Consider the following 15,348-nt stretch of genomic DNA (forward strand, 5'->3'; position numbering starts at 1 on the left):
TTCCAACCGAAACGCCCTGCCTCAGCCGCCTCTGACCAGGGCACGCGCCATCCCCAGGACGGCCGCCAGGGCGATCAGCCCCGTCACCCCCCAGCCCCCCCGCAGCAGCAGCGCCAGGGCCGCCAGCGCGAGCCCCAGCCCTGCCGGCTGCAAGGTGCCTTCGGGCCACAGCACCGGCCCGGCGAACAGCACCGCGAGGCTGGCGATCACCCCCACCACGGCCGCCGTGATGGCCGTGAGGGGGGCGTCCAGCCGCAGGTCGCCCCGGCTGGCCTCCACCAGCGGGGCCCCCGCCAGGATGAAGCCGAAGGACGGCAGAAAGGTGAACCACACCACCACCAGGGTGGCGGCGACCGCCCCCAGCCACGGCGAGGCCGGAGCGAACAGCCCGCTGCTCCACCCCCCCATGAAGCCCACGAAGGCCACCACCATGATCAGCGGCCCCGGGGTGGTCTCCCCGAGCGCCAGGCCATCGACCATCTGGGCGGCGGAGAGCCAGCCGAACTGCTCCACCGCCGCCTGGGCCACGTAGGGCAACACCGCGTAGGCCCCGCCGAAGCACACCAGAGCCACCTGGGTGAAGAAACGGGCCATGACGGCCAGGAGGCCGTTCCAGCCCCCGATCAGGCTGAGCCCCGCCAGGGGGACGCCGAAGGCCAGCCCCCAGAGCAGCATCACGGCAGCCAGGGAAGCTCCGCTTGCCCGGGCATGGGGTGGCGTGGCGGTGGCGTCGTCATGCAGGGCGGGCGCAGCCTCCACCGGAGAGATCGGGGCCTCCGCCAGCCCCGGGGCCGGCGGATCGGGAAGCACGACCCAGCGCGGCCGCCAGCGACCGGCCAGCCAGCCGGCCAGGGCCGCCAGGACGACCACCAGGGGGTAGGCCATCCCCACCACCGTGAGGCCGAGAAACGACCCCAGGGCCAGCAGGGCCAGAAAGGGGTGATGCAGGGTGCGCCGACCCAGCCGCCAGGCGGCCTGCAGCACGATCGCCAGCACGGCGGGCTTGAGCGCCCAGAACACCGAGGCCAGCAGGGGAAGCGTTCCCCAGAGGGCATAGACGGTGGCCAGGCCGATCAGCAGCCCCAGGGCGGGCAGCAGGAACAGACCCCCGGCCACCAGCCCCCCCATCACCCCATGCATGAGGAACCCGAGGTAGGTGACCAGCTGGGTGGCCTCGGGCCCGGGCAGCACCATGCAGTAATTCAGAGCGTGCAGGAAACGCCGCTCGGAGAGCCAGCGCTGGTCCTCCACCACCTCCCGGTGCAGCAGGGCGATCTGGCCGGCGGGGCCACCGAAGCTGACCAGGCCGAGCCGGAACCAGACGCGGGACGCTGCGGCCAGGGTCACGCCATCGGCCGGGGCCATCGGGATCGCACCACGATCGGGTCAGGGCTCCATCCTGGAGGAAACCCCTGAGGCTGCCGTCTGCCGGAAAAAGTACGCCACCAGGATCGGAGAACGAGGGAAGTGCTGCCCTAGCGACTTCCACATTCCCCACCAGCACGCCGTTGTTTGACTGCCAGAATGGGGTGGTACCGACCCTGCCGATGGCTTTCAGCGCCAAAACCGAGTACGGCCTGGTGGCCCTGATCGAGCTGGCCGGGGTCCATGGCAGCGGAGGCCTGCTCCAGACCGCCGAGATCTGCCGCCGCCATGGCATCCCGGAGCGCTACCTGGAGCAGATGCTGACCAGCCTGCGCAAGGCCGGGATTCTGCGGAGTGTGCGCGGACCACGGGGAGGGTTCCAGCTCAACCGCGCACCGGACACGATCAGCGTCGCCGAGGTGATCGCCTGCCTGGATGGCGATCGGCAGGGCAGTCCGGCCCCGGATCGGGAGGGGCTGGTGTTCCGCGTGCTGGCCTCGCTGGAGAGGAAGGTGGAACAGGCACGGCATCAGGTGCTCAGCACCGTCACCCTGGCCAAGCTGGTGGAAGAACGGGACAGCCAGCTGCAGGCTTCGGCGATGTTCTACATCTGACTGGCGTTCTCCATCTGACTGGAGTCCTCCCCGGCACAGCCGGTTCGGGGCTTTCCGCCCAGGGGCGGGGACATTGGCGAGGATGGGGAGGCCTTGCTCTGCCCCCATGACCAACCTGGCGATTCCAGCGCTGGTGACGATTGCCGCGCTGCTCGTCTACCAGGTGGCCGCCCTGGCCGTGGGCCGGGCCCGGGTTCAGTACAAGGTCAAGCCCCCTGCCATGACGGGGCCAGCCGAGTTCGAACGGGTGGTGCGGGTTCAGCAGAACACCCTGGAGCAGCTGGTCTTCTTCCTGCCCAGCTACTGGCTGGCCAGCCTGCTGGGCAGGGGCAGCGTGGCCGACGTGCTGGGGATTCTCTGGGTCGCCGGCCGCATTGCCTATGCCGTGGGGTACATCCAGGCTCCCGAGAAGCGGGGCCCGGGCTTCGGCATTGCCTTTCTCAGCAGCGCGGCCCTGCTGGTGATGGCCCTGGTCGGGGCGCTCGGGGCGCTCGGCTGAAACCGGCCCGGGGGGGTGCCCGGCGCAGGGAATCAGCGCTGGCCCAGCAGCTCTTCCCAGGTGAGCGGATTGTGCCCCGAGCCGCCCTGGGCCGCGGCACCGCCACGGGAACCGAGCTGAATCGGGCAGCTGGGATAGGTCGGCTTGCCGGCCCGCCCTGGGGCGAGCAACGAGCGCTGAAGCGAGGGGTTGGAGAAGAAACGGTTGGCCATGGACGTGGACGATCGGATATGGATTGCGCACCGGGACAACCGGGACCCTGACCGCAGCAGCGGTGGTTCCGTGAAGCCACATCAGGTCGAGACACGACCTGTGGATCTGCCCCCAGGAAGCGCAGGGAGCGTCTGGTGCTGGATCCGGCCTGCGCAAGCGTTTCAAGCTTGCCGGCTTCTGCCGGACACTTCACCATAACCCCCATCTGCCCCGTGGCCATGGGGTCGGCACAGGTCGAGGGCGGCGAGGGCGCACTGGAGCGAGGGAGCCAGCGGCCGGTGCTGCCGCAACCGCGGACTCCAGAGGCGGCCGCTGCGCAGCTCCTCGAGGCTGGCCAGCACCATGTCCTGGCCCTCCAGGAGCGTCAGCGACGCCAGCGGCACGGGCAGGGAGGCACGGAAGACGTGGGCGATGCGCTGGCTGTTGTGGTGCCAGAACCAGAAGGGCAGGGGGGATGGAGCCCACCAGTTGATCTCCTCCAGCAATTCCCGGCGCACCGCCTGGGCAGCGGTCTCTCCCGGGTCGAGATGGCCCCCGAACAACCCCCAGGCTCCCGGGGCCACGATGCCGGGGATGTCGTCGCGGAGCTGGAGCAGCCAACGCTCCTGACGCTCCAGCACGGCCAGGGCCACTTCCACGGTCATGGTTCTCGCGCTGGCACGCAGCTGATGGCAGACAGGGCACGGGGAGATCCTCAGGCAGCGAAGGCCTGGAGGGCCAGCGGCCGGGACGCGGCGGCGTTCCTAGGTTGAGGCCATCCCAAGGGAGGCACGCGATCCATGCTCCCTGCCCTGCCCCGCCGCTCCTTCCTCACCCTGGCGGCTGCCGCCACCGGGATGGTGCTGATCGGCCGCTCGGGCCTGAGCCGTCCCGGCACGGCTCCCCCGGCCAGGTTGCCCGCACGGCTGCGCTCCGTGGACGGCCGCCTGGAGCTCGATCTGGTCGCTGAGGTGCGGAACCTGCCCATTCCGGGGGTGACAGGGCCCGTGCTCACCTACAACGGCCTGCTGCCCGGTCCGCTGCTGGAGGTGAGACCCGGGGATCGGGTGCGCCTCCAGCTGCACAACCGTCTGGGCCAGCCCACCAACCTGCACTACCACGGGCTGCACATTCCGCCCGATGGCCAGGCCGACAACGTCTTCCTCAGCGTGCCGCCCGGGGGATCCCAGACCTACAGCTTCACGATTCCGCCCGACCATCCGGCCGGCACCTTCTACTACCACCCCCATCGCCACGGCCACGTGGCCGATCAGGTCTTCGGTGGTCTCGGGGGGGTGCTGCTGGTGCGGGGGGGCCTCGACGACCTGCCGGAGCTGGGCGCCGTTCCCGACGAGGTGCTCTTCCTCAAGGACCTTCCCGCCGACGGCCTCACGGCGGCAAGCGGCGGGGGCTTCGGCATGGGGCCCGGCATGGGGCCCGGTATGGGTCGTGGTATGGGTCCCGGCATGAACACCATGCTCGGCCGCGAAGGGTCGGTGCTCACGGTCAACGGGAGCCTCGCGCCGGACCTGGCGATCGCCCGCGGCGGCCTGCTGCGGCTGCGCCTGGTGAACGGCTCCAATGCCCGCATCTGGCGCCTCGCCCTGGAGGGCCACCCCTTCCATCTGATCGCCACCGATGGCGGCGCCCTCGAGGCCCCCGTGGAGCTCGAGGAGCTGCTGCTGGCTCCAGGGGAGCGGGCCGAGGTGCTGGTGCGGGGCGATCGGGAGGGGGGCCGCTTCCGGCTGCTGGACCTTCCCTACGACCGCCTGCAGGGGATGGGAGGGCGCGGCATGGGTGGGGGCGGCATGGGTGGGGGGCCCTGGGGCTGGGGCCATCACGGCGGCATGGGGCGGAGGGGGCCGGGCCGCGGGGACTCCGCGCAGAACCCGGCGGTCCTGGCCACCCTGCGCTACGAGGGATCGGTGGCCCCGATGGCCCTGCCACGGAAGCTGCTGGCGGTCGAGCCCCTGCCGGCCCCCTCACGCACCCGACACTTCAGGCTCAGCCACGCCATGGCACCAGGGCTGGGGATGGCGTTTCTGATCAATGACCGCGCCTACGCCCATGACCGGGTCGACACCACGGTGCGGCTGGGGGAGACCGAAGACTGGGTGATCACCAACGACGGGGTGATGGATCACCCCTTCCACGTGCACATCAACCCCTTCCAGGTGATCAGCCGCCAGGACATCCCCAGTGCCCACTGCGCCTGGAAGGACGTGGTGCTGGTGCGTCCCGGCGAAACCGTGCGGCTGCGGATCCGCTTCCGGGACTTTGCCGGTCGCACCCTGTACCACTGCCACATCTTCGACCACGAGGAGCGCGGGATGATGGGGATCCTGGAGATCGCCTGAGGTCGCCCTCCCCCTGGCTACGGGGCTCACTCCCCCCAGCGGCGCAGCAGGTTGGTGTAGCTGCGGCTGATCAGATCGAACACCTCGCTCTTGCCCTCCTGCCGGAAGAGCGCCCGGCGGGCTGTGTCGAGTTCGAACAGCAGCTCGCGCTGATCCGCATGGCGCACGCGGCTCTGAATCCAACCCACCGCCACCAGGCGCTCTCCCCGGGTCACGGGCTCGACCCGGTGCAGCAGGGTGCTGGGGTACACCAGGGCATGCCCCGCCGGCAACCGCAGGGCCTCCTCCCCGGATGGCGACTCCAGCACTAGCGCTCCCCCCGCGTAGGCGGCCGGATCACTGAGGAACAGGGTGAAGGAGAGGTCACTGCGGCCCTCCGCCATGAAGGCATTGTCCACGTGACGTCCGTAGCCCTCCCCAGGCCCTGAGCGGCTGAACAGCAACCCGTGCACCCTCAGGGGCAGGGCGGCCGACTGGATGAGGGGGTGGTGCAGCAAGGGCTCGAGCACCCGCGGAGCCAGCCGGGCCTGGAGCGCAGAGGTGCGGTCGAGCTGGCGGTTGTGCTTGACGGTGCGCGCATGCCAGCCGGCGGTCTCGGCACCGGGACGCCAGGCGTCGGAATCGGCCAGCAGGGCGCTGCGGAGGTCCTCCAGCTGACGGGCCTCCAGCAGCGGCTCAAGCGTGAAACGCATCGGATGTGACGAAAGGCACCCAGGGGTGTCGCAAAAGCGCAGCTCCCCTGGCGCAGCACCTCCAACAATGGACCAGCCTCAGTGTCATGCCATGGCCCGCCCCAGCCTTGCCCTCTTCCTCGCCACCGCTGGTCTGGTGGCCGCCACCGTGGGCTGCGGCAAGGCACCGGAACCCATGGAGGGCGGTGAACAGGGGGGCAAGCAGATGGAGACGGTCGTTCCCGGCAGCTCACCGGCCGAGCAGAACGCCGAAAAGGACAACGAGGGCGGCGAAGGTGGGGAAGGCGGCGAAGGTGGTGAGAGCTGAGACGGCCTGAGCATCGCGGAGAGCCCGCCAGGCGGCTCAGGGCTCGACGCCCCAGGGTCCCCAGCCCGATTCGCGGAAGATCCGATACGCCACCGTTGAATTGACGATGGGATCCAGGAGCTGCTCGGGGCTGTGGATCCCCATGGCCGCCATCAGCCGGCGGTTGGCGATGTAGTGGATCTGGAACAGGCCGAAACAGTCGCCGGCACAGCCACGGGCTGTTGGCGAGAGGCCACTCTCGAGATGGGCCAAGCGGATGGCGCTGTCGATGTGCTCCTCCGGCCAGACCTGGCGGATCGCCGCGAGGGCATTGGCGCGGGGAGTCTCGTTGGCCAGAACCCGGGACGGGATCGCGGCCCCGAGAAGGCCCAGGCCCGTGAGCAGCAGCAGGGTCAGAGGGCGGCCTAAGGGCCGGAGCAGCAGGGCCATCTCCAGCAGGAGCGATGGACCGGAACGTACCGGGCCCCATGGGTTCAGGCCAGGGGCTGCCTACGATCGAGCCGCCAGAACCGGGTGCCCTGCAAGTGGCGGATTGGTCGAGGATGGTCCTCTCCTGGACGGGCCTGCTGCTGGTGCTGTTCCTGGTGCTGCACCTGGGCGGTGTTGCCCTGGCGGTGGTCGCCCCGGCCCCCTTCGAGCGCTACGCGGCCCACCTCCACCAGGCCCCCTGGCTGCCGGCCGCGGAGCTCGCCCTGCTGGCGGTGGCCCTGGCCCACATCGGCCTGAGCCTGCACAAGGCCTGGGGCAACGCCAGGGCCGGCAACCGCGCGCGCCTGAGCAGCCGTCGGCGGGACCCGCTGGCCGCCTGGGCAGCCCGGTTCCAGGCGGGGGGAGGGGCCGTGCTGCTCGGGTTCCTGGTGGTGCATCTCGTCCAGCTGCGCTGGCCGCGTCCCTCCGCCGGCCTGGAGCTGGCCGCCCTGCAGGAGGTGCTGCGGCAGCCGGCGCTGCTGCTGCTGTACGTCTGCGGCGCACTGGCCGCCGGCCTGCACCTCTTCCATGGCGGCGAGGCCGCCCAGCGGAGTCTGGGGTTGCTGAGCCCGTCGAATGCCCTCGCCATCCGCCTGAGCGGACGGAGCCTGGCCGTGCTCGTCGGCGGCGGCTTTGCGCTGGTGGCTCTGATGCTCGGAATCCCGGCGTGGGTCGGTGTCCAGCCATGAGCGGACTTCCCGATCCCCGCCTGCCGGCCGGACCGCTGGCGGAGGCCTGGCGACGAACCCGGGAATCGCTGCCGCTGATCAGTCCCCTGCGCAAGCGCGGGCTGGACGTGCTGGTGGTGGGCACCGGCCTGGCCGGCGCCTCGGCAGCGGCCACCCTGGCGGAACAGGGCTATCGGGTGAAGGTGCTCACCTTCCACGACAGCCCGCGCCGGGCGCACTCCGTTGCCGCCCAGGGAGGCATCAACGCCGCCCGCCCTCTGGCCGTCGATGGGGACAGTGTCAGCCGCCTGTTCGCCGACACCCTGCGGGGCGGCGACTTCCGGGCCCGGGAGGCCGGCTGTCACCGGCTGGCGGAGATCAGCAGCTCCATCATCGACCAGTGCGTGGCCCAGGGGGTGCCCTTCGCGCGGGAATACGGCGGCACCCTGGCCACCCGCAGCTTCGGCGGCGCCCTGGTCAGTCGCACCTTCTATGCCCGCGGGCAGACCGGCCAGCAGTTGCTGTACGGGGCCTACCAGGCCCTGATGCGCCAGGTGGCGGCTGGGCGGGTCGAACTGCTGCCCCGCCGCGATGTGCTCGATCTGGTCACGGTGGAGGGCGTGGCGCGCGGGGTGGTCTGCCGCCATCTGCTGACCGGCGCGCTGGAGGTGCACACCGCCCAGGCGGTGGTGCTCGCCACCGGCGGCTACAGCAACGTCTATTTCCTCTCCACCAATGCCCTCAAATCCAACGCCAGTGCGATCTGGAGGGCGTATCGCCAGGGAGCCCTGTTCGCCAATCCCTGTTTCACCCAGATCCACCCCACCTGCATTCCCAGCGGCGATGCGTACCAGAGCAAGCTCACATTGATGAGTGAAAGCCTGCGCAACGACGGCCGCGTCTGGCTGCCCTGGCAGAAGGAGGACACCCGTCCGCCGGCAGAGATTCCCGAGACCGAACGGGATTATTTCCTGGAGCGCCAGTATCCGGCCTACGGCAACATGGTTCCGCGGGATGTCGCCTCCCGCCGCGCCCGGGAGCTCTGCAACGCCGGGTATGGCGTGGGTCCGGGAGGACGCTCGGTCTACCTGGATCTGCGCGATGCGATCAGCGATCAGGGGGAGGCGGTGATCACTTCCCGCTACGGCAACCTCCTCGAGATGTACGAGCGCATCACCGGTGACGACCCCTGCACCACCCCGATGCGCATCTACCCGGCGCCCCACTACACGATGGGGGGCCTGTGGGTCGACTACAACCTGATGAGCTCCATCCCCGGACTGTTCGTGCTGGGTGAGGCGAATTTCTCCGAACACGGTGCGAACCGCCTGGGAGCCAGCGCCCTGATGCAGGGCCTGGCGGACGGTTACTTCATCGCCCCCGCCACGGTCACCGCCTGGCTGGCGGGGCATGGCACGTCCGGGGTGGCGGCCGACCACCCCGCCTGCCGTGACGCTCTGGCCCGGGCTCAGGAGCGCATCGCAGGGATGCTGCAGGTGCGGGGATCGACGCCGGTGGATGTGTTCCACCGTGCACTGGGGAGCGTGATGATCGAACGCTGTGGCATCAACCGCGAAGCGGAGGCTCTGACGGCCGGCCTGGCGGAGGTTGCGGCGCTCGAGCGCCGCTTCCATGCCGAGGTGAGCATCCCCGGCAGTGCCGAAGGCCCGAACCCTGAACTGGAGAAGGCCCTGCGGGTGGCGGATTTCCTCGGGCTGGCCCAGCTGATGCTGTTGGATGCCCTGGCACGGGAGGAATCCTGCGGTGCGCACTTCCGCTCGGAGCACCAGACACCGGAAGGCGAGGCACGCCGGGATGACGAGCACTTCGCCCACATCGCCGCATGGGAGTACCGAGAGGCGACGGATCCCATCCGCCACAGCGAGCCGTTGACGTTCACGGCATTGCAACCCAGCACCCGCAGCTACCGATGAGCCGCACCCTCAACCTGAAGCTGCGCATCTGGCGCCAGGAAACCCCCGAGGGCCCCGGGGCCTTCCGCGCGTACGAGCTGGTGGGGCTGTGCGTGGACCTCTCGCTGCTGGAAGCGCTCGATCACCTCAACGAACAGCTGATCGCCGCCGGTGAGCGGCCGGTGCACTTCGACCATGACTGCCGGGAGGGCATCTGCGGCAGCTGCGGCTTCCTGGTGAACGGCCAGGCCCATGGTCCCCAGGCCGCGACCACCGTCTGCCAGCTCTACCTGCGCCAGTTCCGGGATGGGGACTGCCTCACCCTGGAGCCATGGCGGGCCCGGGCGTTCCCGCCGATTCAGGATCTGGTGGTGGACCGCAGCGCCCTGGACCGCCTGATCGCAGCGGGGGGCTACTGCTCGGTCAACACCGGACAGGCCAGCGATGGCAACGCCCTCCTGGTGGGCCGCGACCAGGCGGCCTCGGCCTTCGCGACCGCCGCCTGCATCGGCTGCGGGGCCTGCGTGGCCAGTTGCCGCAATGCCTCAGCCAGCCTGTTCGTGGCCGCGAAGCTGGCCCACCTGGGCCAGCTGCCCCAGGGACAGCCCGAGCGGGCCAGGCGGGCCAGCTCGATGCAGGCCCAGATGGCGGCGGAGGGCTTCGGGAGCTGCAGCAGCAACCTGGAATGCGAGGCCGTCTGCCCCAAACAGATCTCCGCTGACTGGATCAGCTGGATGCACCGGGAGGGCAGGCCCCCCCTGGGCAAGGCCGCTCAGGGTTGATCGAGGAGTCCCGCAGGTGCCGGGGCCGAACCAGCGCGCGGCTGGTTCAGCAGCGCCAGCACCTGATCGTCCCGTAGCTGCTCGAAGTGCTCGTACCAGAGGCCGACGGCGCGGAGATCGTCGACGACGGCCAGGGCCTCGAAGCGATCCACCAGCTGCGCCAGCTCGGAGGCGATGGCGCGGTCGACCACCGGCACGGCGAGCACCAGCGAGGCCGGGGCGAGCCTGCGGAGCGAGAGCAGGGCCGCCTTCACGGTCATGCCGGTGGCGATGCCGTCGTCCACCACGATCAGCGGCCGGCCGCGCAGCTGCTCCCCCGGCGGATCACCGAAGACCTCCTGGCGGCGCCTCAGTTCCTCCTCCTGCTCCCGCAGCCAGCCATGCATCCTGGCCGTGGTGGCCCGGCGGATCGCCCCGTCCCCGTTGCGCCACACCACCACCCCACCGGCGGCCACCGCCCCGATCGCCAGCTCCGGCCAGGTGGGATCGGCGACCTTGCGCACCGACCAGGTGGCCAGGGGCAACCCGAGCCGGGCGGCCATCGCGGCCGCCACCGGCACGCCCCCGCGGGGAAGGCCGAGCAGAAGGGTGCGGGGGTCGAGCTCCTGGCCCCTGGCCAGCACCGCCGCCAGTTCGAGGCCGGCCTGGTGGCGGTTGGTCCACAGCGGTGGGTGATGGGCCATGACGTCAGGGGGGCATGGGGGATCGGGCCTCCTGGGCGGGGGGTGCTCCGACCAGATGCCGGCGAAACCAGTCGCGGGCCAGCTGGGCCACCTGCTCGAGGGCGCCGGGCTCCTCGAACAGATGGGTGGCACCGGGCACGATCAGGAGGTCGTGAGGGCTGCGAAGCCGGGCGGCGGCCTGGCGGTTGAGCTCCAGCACCGTCGTGTCCCGGCCACCGACGATCAGCCGGGTGGGGCATCCGACCTGAGCCAGGGCATCGGCAGCCAGGTCGGGGCGTCCGCCCCGGGAGACCACCGCCGCGACCACAGCCGGGCGCTCCGCGGCCGCAACCAGGGCAGCGGCGGCACCGGTGCTGGCACCGAACAACCCCAGGGGCAGGTGGCGCAGCTCCGGGCAGTTGCTGCCCCAGTCGATCGCCCCGACCAGACGGCCGCTGAGCAGGGGAATCGCGAAGCGCAGGGAGCGATCGAGCCGGTCGATCCGCTCCTCGGCCGGAGTGAGGAGATCGAACAGCAGCGTGCCCAGTCCCGCCTGCACCAGCACATCGGCCACAAACCGGTTGCGCTGGCTGAAGCGGCTGCTGCCGCTGCCATGGGCGAACAGCACCAGCCCCGCTGCCGGCTCCGGCAGGGTCAGCACGCCCGCGAGGGTGGCCCCGGCCGACACGAGGCTGACGTCACGCGCTGGGGTCGTCGTCCGGCTCACGGGGCCCCTGGAGGCTTCCCTGGTGTTAGCCACAACCGGGCTGTGCGTCACGACCGGGCTGTTGGCCACAACCGGCGCGCGGACGCCCTGGGGGTGGAACCACTGGCGGCCATCCGATCCGGCTGATCCATGGGCTTCAGATGAGCAGCCATGAGCCATGCCGGGATCGGCTGACAGCTGAACCGAGCTTCCTAGGATCTTTCAAGAGCTCGATGAAGCGATGGATGGCCCACCATCAAGCTCTCACACAAGCTCTCACAACCGTTCTGACAGTGCGCCCAACCAGAACATTCCGGAGCGATCCTGGCGACTCCCTGGACTCTCGATCGGCTGGACGTTCTGGCTCCTGCCTGCGCTGATCGGCCTGGGCGCAGCACTGCGGTTTCACGATCCAGGCCACCACTGGCTCTCTCACGATGAGGTCTACACGGCGTTGCGCAGCGCTGGCTTTCCATCCGCCGAGCGGGAGTTGCTGATCTCCCCTTCGGCTGATCTGAGGGCCGAGGATCTGCAGCGCTATCTGAATCTCTCCGAAGCGCATGGCTGGAGAGACACCCTGCGGGAGTTGGTTCGCCACCCCGAACATCCTCCGCTCTACTTCCTGCTGGCGCGTCTGGTGCGTGAAGGGCTCGGCGCATCGATGGAACATGTTCGTCAACTCTCAGCCCTGTTCAGCCTTTTCGCCCTGCCGGCCATGTTCTGGCTCGCCATGGAGGTCTCGGGCTCGATCGGCCTCGCCACCACGGCCGCAGGAACCATGGCCGTGTCACCGCTGCAGCTGCTCTACGCCCAGGAGGCGCGTCCCTACAGCCTGCTGGTGCTGCTGACGGCCCTGGCCAGTGCCGCCTACCTCCGCCTGCGGCGGGCTCCAGACCGGCTGACCTGGGGCCTCTATGGCCTGCTGCTGCTGGCTGGCCTCTACACCAGCCTGCTGTTTCTGCTGATTCCGCTCAGCCATGGCCTCCATGCCCTGCTGCGCCGCAATCCCACCGGCCATCGGCGCCGCTGGGCCTCGGCAACCGGCCTGGCCCTGCTGGGTTTCCTGCCGTGGGCCGGAATCATGGTCTCCAGGCGGGAGGCGCTGATCCAGCACACCGCCTGGCTGCGGGAGCCTCCCCCATCCCTGCCCTTCGGCACGCTCCGCAGCCTGCACTGGAGCTCCCCCTTCCTCGACCTGGGCCATCCGCTGCCGCAGGGATGGGCCCTCGGCGCACTCCCCCTGGTCGTTGGCCTCAGCCTGAGCGGGGCTGTCCTCCTGGCCCGTCGCAGCCCCTCAGGTGGCTGGTCAGCGCTGCTGCTGCTGCTGCTGGCCAACGTGCTGGTGCTGGAGCTGGGGGATCGCCTGACCGGGGGACAACACGCCCTGGTCACGCGCTATCTGCTGCCAGGCCTCCTTGGCTTTCAGATCCTGGTGGCCGCCAACTTCTGGGCACTGCTCAGATCCAGCCACGGCCGTGTGCTGGGGGTTGGCCTGCTGGTGGCCTGCCTGCTTGGCGGTGCCCTCTCCTGCAGGGCCATCCTCACGGCCGAGACGTGGTGGAGCCGCTATGCGATCCACCAGCCCGCTGTGCTCGCCTACTTTCTGGATGCCTACCCAGGCAGCGCCATGGAGATTGTGAACTCGCCGACGAGTTTCGGAGAGGCCATCTCTCTGGCCCAGAGGCTGGCTCCGCACACCAGGCTCCAGTTCACGGAGTCGTACTCCCATCCAGGCAGTGGCGCCATCGTGTACAGGAACCAACTGGGCCAGGTGGTCCTGGCAGCGCCCACCTCCTGAAGCGCCGTCGCAACCATCCTCGAGCGCCTGGAGCCGCCGAACAACCCTGCCACTTCCGCGGAAGCCGGCCCAGTGCCCGTCGGAGCCGCGAGGCCTGCCATCCGTGCCTGAAGGGCAACCGGAACCATCGGCGTGCCGGTGAGGGGATCGCGGCAGCTGCGGCCACGCCCCTCACCGGGCTGACCCATGCCCCGTCGTGGTGGCCGCCACAACGGCCACCTATAACGACTTCAGGGGCCAGGGCCCAGCGTGGCCCCAGCCCGGGGCAGGAGCTTCGCCGGCCTGCTGAGGTCCAGTCATTCCAGAGTGCTGGTTGCGATGGTGATGATCAATTCCGGCGGATGGCAAGCCCTGGGCTCCCTGCTGGCCGCGGCGGGGCTGGCCCTGGTGCCGGGAGCGGCCATCGCCGCAGCGCCCAACGGAACCTGGCTGTCCCAGCCCCAGATCTGGTTTCACACCACCCATGGGAACCTCCCCCAGGTGATGGCGCAAATCCGTGCCAGCGCCTACAGGGTGGTGTTTCTCGATTACCGGAAAGTCTCGGACCCTGTGCAACAGGAGGTTGCCCAGGAAGCCCGCCGCCAGGGGCTGATCCCGGTGGTCTGGGTGCAATCGCCTCAGTACCGCTCCATGAGCATCCCGGAGCTGGTCCATGAAGCGCGCCACGGCGATGGAATCCAGGTGGATGACCATTTTTTCGCGAACTACTCCCTGGCTGATTTCTACAGACTTCGCCACCTCTACACCAAACCGATCTTCTGCAGCATTCAGCCGTTCCAGGCTGGCCTGAGGCCACCGAGTGGCTGCAATCAGCTGGATGTGCAGTGCTACACGAATCAGGGGTTCCAGCAGTGCGTCAAACTCGCCGACCGGCTGGGTGCCGTGGTGAGTCTGTCTGAGAAGAACACGCTCAGACACCAGCCGACCCTGGGGAGCCGACGGTTCAACACGTTCCTGTGGCCGGAAATGAATGTTCCCCGCCCGGGACGGCTCAGCCGGGGTGATCAGCCGTGAGGCCGCCTGTGAAGCGGTGTGGCGTCAGACCCCGGGCGTGTTGCCCGATCGCCCCCCCATGGACAGGATGGAAGCACCCCCATCCACGGGGAGCCATGTCCCTCCCCCCCCGGTCTGCCTCCTGGCGAGCCCGGCCATCGGGCCAGGCGAAATCCCCGGCGAGCCCCTACCGACGCGAGGCGCTGGTGGATGCCCTGCTGGATCTGCGGGAACGCCACGTCCTGCTGTGGGATGACCACCGCCGGGCGGGCAACGTGGTCGATGCCAGCCGCACCAGCCAGCTGCTGAGCGCGATCGACCGGCGACTCCAACAGCTCACCGCCCGACCGCGGCGCTCGGCCTGGTGGCCCTGGGTGGCGGCGCTGGGAACGCTGTATCTGGTGCTGCTGCTCCACTGAGGGTCCGGTGGGTCCTGGGCTGGCGGCTTGGCGAGCCCATCCCTAAGGTCTGGCTGACCTGTGGCTGACCTGCTGGTGGGCGCTTCCCTGCCGTTGCGCCTGGGCTGTGAGGCCAGCGGCACCGCCGCCATCGCCTACGCCGCCATCTGCGCTCCGCAACTGGCCAGCGAACCCCTCGGCCAGGCCCTGTTTGTGGGCCTCACCGTGGCGACCTTGATCCACGTCTTCGGCCGGATCAGCGGAGCCCACTTCAATCCAGCCGTGAGCCTGGTGCTGATGCTCCGGCGGGGCGACCGTCGACGGGAGCTGCTCGCCTACTGGCTGGCCCAACTGGCCGGCGCCATGGCCGTCATCCTGGGTCTCGGATCCACCCTGCCTCCGGCGCACACCAGCGCGAGTGCCACTCCGTTCGGCCCCGAACTGGTGTTCACGACGGCCCTGCTGGTGCTGATCGTGAGCTGGGCCCGGGAAGGGAAGCTCTGCCCCTTCTCCCAGCCCCTCAGCGGGATGGTGATCGGGGCCGGCCTCACGGTGTTCGCGGCCCTCGCCGGCCTGCTGGGCAGCGGGGTGCTGAACCCTGCCCTGTCGGTGGCCCTGGCCCTGCGGCAGGGGGCCGGATCCCTGCCGTCGCCGCTCCTGGACCAGCTGCTGGCCCAGGGGCTGGCCGCCGGGCTGGTGCTGGTCGGCCTGGGGAGTCCCGAGCAGGACCGCAGCTTCGCCAGCTGGCTGCGATCCCGACTCTGGTCCTGGCGTTCGGTCGCTTCAGGCGCCAGCCATGGGGGCAGGGGGACTTGAACCCCCACAACGTCGCCGTCTGCGGATTTTAAGTCCGCTGCGTCTACCGATTCCGCCATGCCCCCGGCCCGGGCACTTTAGATTTGCCCCAACCTGCCCCACCATCGCCGTGCCGCTG

18 protein-coding genes and 1 tRNA gene are annotated in these 15,348 nt (G+C 70.0%); 11 read left to right on the forward strand and 8 right to left on the reverse strand.

Translation table 11 applies throughout. The annotated features are described in order from the left end of the window. Positions 1–21: 21 nt before the first annotated feature. A complete protein-coding gene (gene chrA, locus ACLD7X_RS06860) occupies positions 22–1,365 on the reverse strand; it encodes a chromate efflux transporter (RefSeq protein WP_411422789.1) in 1,344 nt (447 codons plus the stop codon). A gap of 182 nt (positions 1,366–1,547) precedes the next feature. Between chrA and ACLD7X_RS06865 the strand changes: the two genes are divergently transcribed. Continuing rightward, the gene (locus ACLD7X_RS06865; protein WP_411422790.1) at positions 1,548–1,979 is read left to right on the forward strand and encodes an RrF2 family transcriptional regulator; all 432 of its coding nucleotides are present in this window, start codon (positions 1,548–1,550) and stop codon (positions 1,977–1,979) included. A gap of 106 nt (positions 1,980–2,085) precedes the next feature. Then, complete coding sequence (locus ACLD7X_RS06870; protein WP_411422791.1) at positions 2,086–2,478, forward strand: MAPEG family protein; 393 nt, start codon at positions 2,086–2,088, stop codon at positions 2,476–2,478. 32 nt (positions 2,479–2,510) lie between these two features. Here the strand turns inward: ACLD7X_RS06870 and ACLD7X_RS06875 are convergent, their stop codons facing one another. Together ACLD7X_RS06875 and ACLD7X_RS06880 are read right to left on the reverse strand one after the other, a co-directional pair. Beyond that, the gene (locus ACLD7X_RS06875; RefSeq protein ID WP_412007093.1) at positions 2,511–2,690 is read right to left on the reverse strand and encodes a hypothetical protein; all 180 of its coding nucleotides are present in this window, start codon (positions 2,688–2,690) and stop codon (positions 2,511–2,513) included. A 162-nt stretch (positions 2,691–2,852) separates the two neighbouring features. Then, positions 2,853–3,335, reverse strand: a complete 483-nt coding sequence (locus tag ACLD7X_RS06880; protein ID WP_411422793.1) for an NUDIX hydrolase — start codon at positions 3,333–3,335, stop codon at positions 2,853–2,855. A 135-nt stretch (positions 3,336–3,470) separates the two neighbouring features. On the opposite strand from ACLD7X_RS06880, the gene ACLD7X_RS06885 reads away from it, so the two are divergent. Then, positions 3,471–5,027 carry a multicopper oxidase family protein gene (locus tag ACLD7X_RS06885; RefSeq protein WP_411422794.1) on the forward strand — a complete coding sequence of 519 codons (1,557 nt, stop codon included), beginning with the start codon at positions 3,471–3,473 and terminating at the stop codon, positions 5,025–5,027. Positions 5,028–5,053: 26 nt separating this feature from the next. On the opposite strand, the gene ACLD7X_RS06890 is transcribed toward ACLD7X_RS06885, so the two are convergent. Continuing rightward, a complete protein-coding gene (locus tag ACLD7X_RS06890; protein ID WP_411422795.1) occupies positions 5,054–5,719 on the reverse strand; it encodes a Fe2+-dependent dioxygenase in 666 nt (221 codons plus the stop codon). Between the two features lie 91 nt (positions 5,720–5,810). Between ACLD7X_RS06890 and ACLD7X_RS06895 the strand changes: the two genes are divergently transcribed. Further along, positions 5,811–6,026: a hypothetical protein gene (locus tag ACLD7X_RS06895; protein ID WP_412007094.1), complete on the forward strand. Its 216-nt coding sequence runs from the start codon at positions 5,811–5,813 to the stop codon at positions 6,024–6,026. 36 nt (positions 6,027–6,062) lie between these two features. Here the strand turns inward: ACLD7X_RS06895 and ACLD7X_RS06900 are convergent, their stop codons facing one another. Beyond that, positions 6,063–6,455, reverse strand: coding sequence for a transglycosylase SLT domain-containing protein (locus tag ACLD7X_RS06900; RefSeq protein WP_411422797.1), 393 nt, complete (start codon positions 6,453–6,455; stop codon positions 6,063–6,065). A gap of 113 nt (positions 6,456–6,568) precedes the next feature. On the opposite strand from ACLD7X_RS06900, the gene ACLD7X_RS06905 reads away from it, so the two are divergent. The 3 genes from ACLD7X_RS06905 to ACLD7X_RS06915 are packed head-to-tail and all read left to right on the forward strand — an operon-like array spanning position 6,569 to position 9,857. Next, positions 6,569–7,183, forward strand: coding sequence for a succinate dehydrogenase/fumarate reductase transmembrane subunit (locus tag ACLD7X_RS06905; RefSeq protein ID WP_412007095.1), 615 nt, complete (start codon positions 6,569–6,571; stop codon positions 7,181–7,183). Beyond that, the gene (locus tag ACLD7X_RS06910) at positions 7,180–9,096 is read left to right on the forward strand and encodes a fumarate reductase/succinate dehydrogenase flavoprotein subunit (protein WP_411422799.1); all 1,917 of its coding nucleotides are present in this window, start codon (positions 7,180–7,182) and stop codon (positions 9,094–9,096) included. Before ACLD7X_RS06905 ends, ACLD7X_RS06910 begins: the two co-directional genes overlap by 4 nt. Beyond that, complete coding sequence (locus tag ACLD7X_RS06915; RefSeq protein WP_411422800.1) at positions 9,093–9,857, forward strand: succinate dehydrogenase/fumarate reductase iron-sulfur subunit; 765 nt, start codon at positions 9,093–9,095, stop codon at positions 9,855–9,857. Before ACLD7X_RS06910 ends, ACLD7X_RS06915 begins: the two co-directional genes overlap by 4 nt. Here the strand turns inward: ACLD7X_RS06915 and ACLD7X_RS06920 are convergent. Then, on the reverse strand, positions 9,848–10,540 hold the full coding sequence (locus tag ACLD7X_RS06920) for a phosphoribosyltransferase (protein ID WP_411422801.1): 693 nt from the start codon (positions 10,538–10,540) through the stop codon (positions 9,848–9,850). The two genes, ACLD7X_RS06915 and ACLD7X_RS06920, sit on opposite strands and share 10 nt — an antisense overlap. Positions 10,541–10,544: 4 nt before the next feature. Beyond that, entirely contained in the window at positions 10,545–11,246 is a 702-nt protein-coding gene (locus tag ACLD7X_RS06925; RefSeq protein ID WP_411422802.1) for a dienelactone hydrolase family protein, read from the reverse strand. Positions 11,247–11,679: 433 nt separating this feature from the next. On the opposite strand from ACLD7X_RS06925, the gene ACLD7X_RS06930 reads away from it, so the two are divergent. The 4 genes from ACLD7X_RS06930 to ACLD7X_RS06945 all read left to right on the forward strand — a co-directional run bounded on the left by ACLD7X_RS06930 (position 11,680) and on the right by ACLD7X_RS06945 (position 15,230). Continuing rightward, positions 11,680–13,023: a glycosyltransferase family 39 protein gene (locus ACLD7X_RS06930; protein WP_425625111.1), complete on the forward strand. Its 1,344-nt coding sequence runs from the start codon at positions 11,680–11,682 to the stop codon at positions 13,021–13,023. A 306-nt stretch (positions 13,024–13,329) separates the two neighbouring features. Beyond that, positions 13,330–14,037, forward strand: coding sequence for a hypothetical protein (locus ACLD7X_RS06935; protein ID WP_425625113.1), 708 nt, complete (start codon positions 13,330–13,332; stop codon positions 14,035–14,037). Positions 14,038–14,132: 95 nt separating this feature from the next. Further along, positions 14,133–14,435 (forward strand): hypothetical protein, encoded by a 303-nt coding sequence (locus tag ACLD7X_RS06940; RefSeq protein WP_411422805.1) that lies wholly within the window; start codon positions 14,133–14,135, stop codon positions 14,433–14,435. Between the two features lie 60 nt (positions 14,436–14,495). Further along, positions 14,496–15,230: an aquaporin gene (locus tag ACLD7X_RS06945; protein ID WP_411422806.1), complete on the forward strand. Its 735-nt coding sequence runs from the start codon at positions 14,496–14,498 to the stop codon at positions 15,228–15,230. Here the strand turns inward: ACLD7X_RS06945 and ACLD7X_RS06950 are convergent. Continuing rightward, a tRNA-Leu gene (locus ACLD7X_RS06950) sits at positions 15,212–15,295 on the reverse strand. The two genes, ACLD7X_RS06945 and ACLD7X_RS06950, sit on opposite strands and share 19 nt — an antisense overlap. Positions 15,296–15,348 lie beyond the last annotated feature (53 nt).

Source organism: Aphanothece microscopica RSMan92 (assembly GCF_046613545.2).
Lineage (GTDB): Bacteria > Cyanobacteriota > Cyanobacteriia > PCC-6307 > Cyanobiaceae > NIES-981.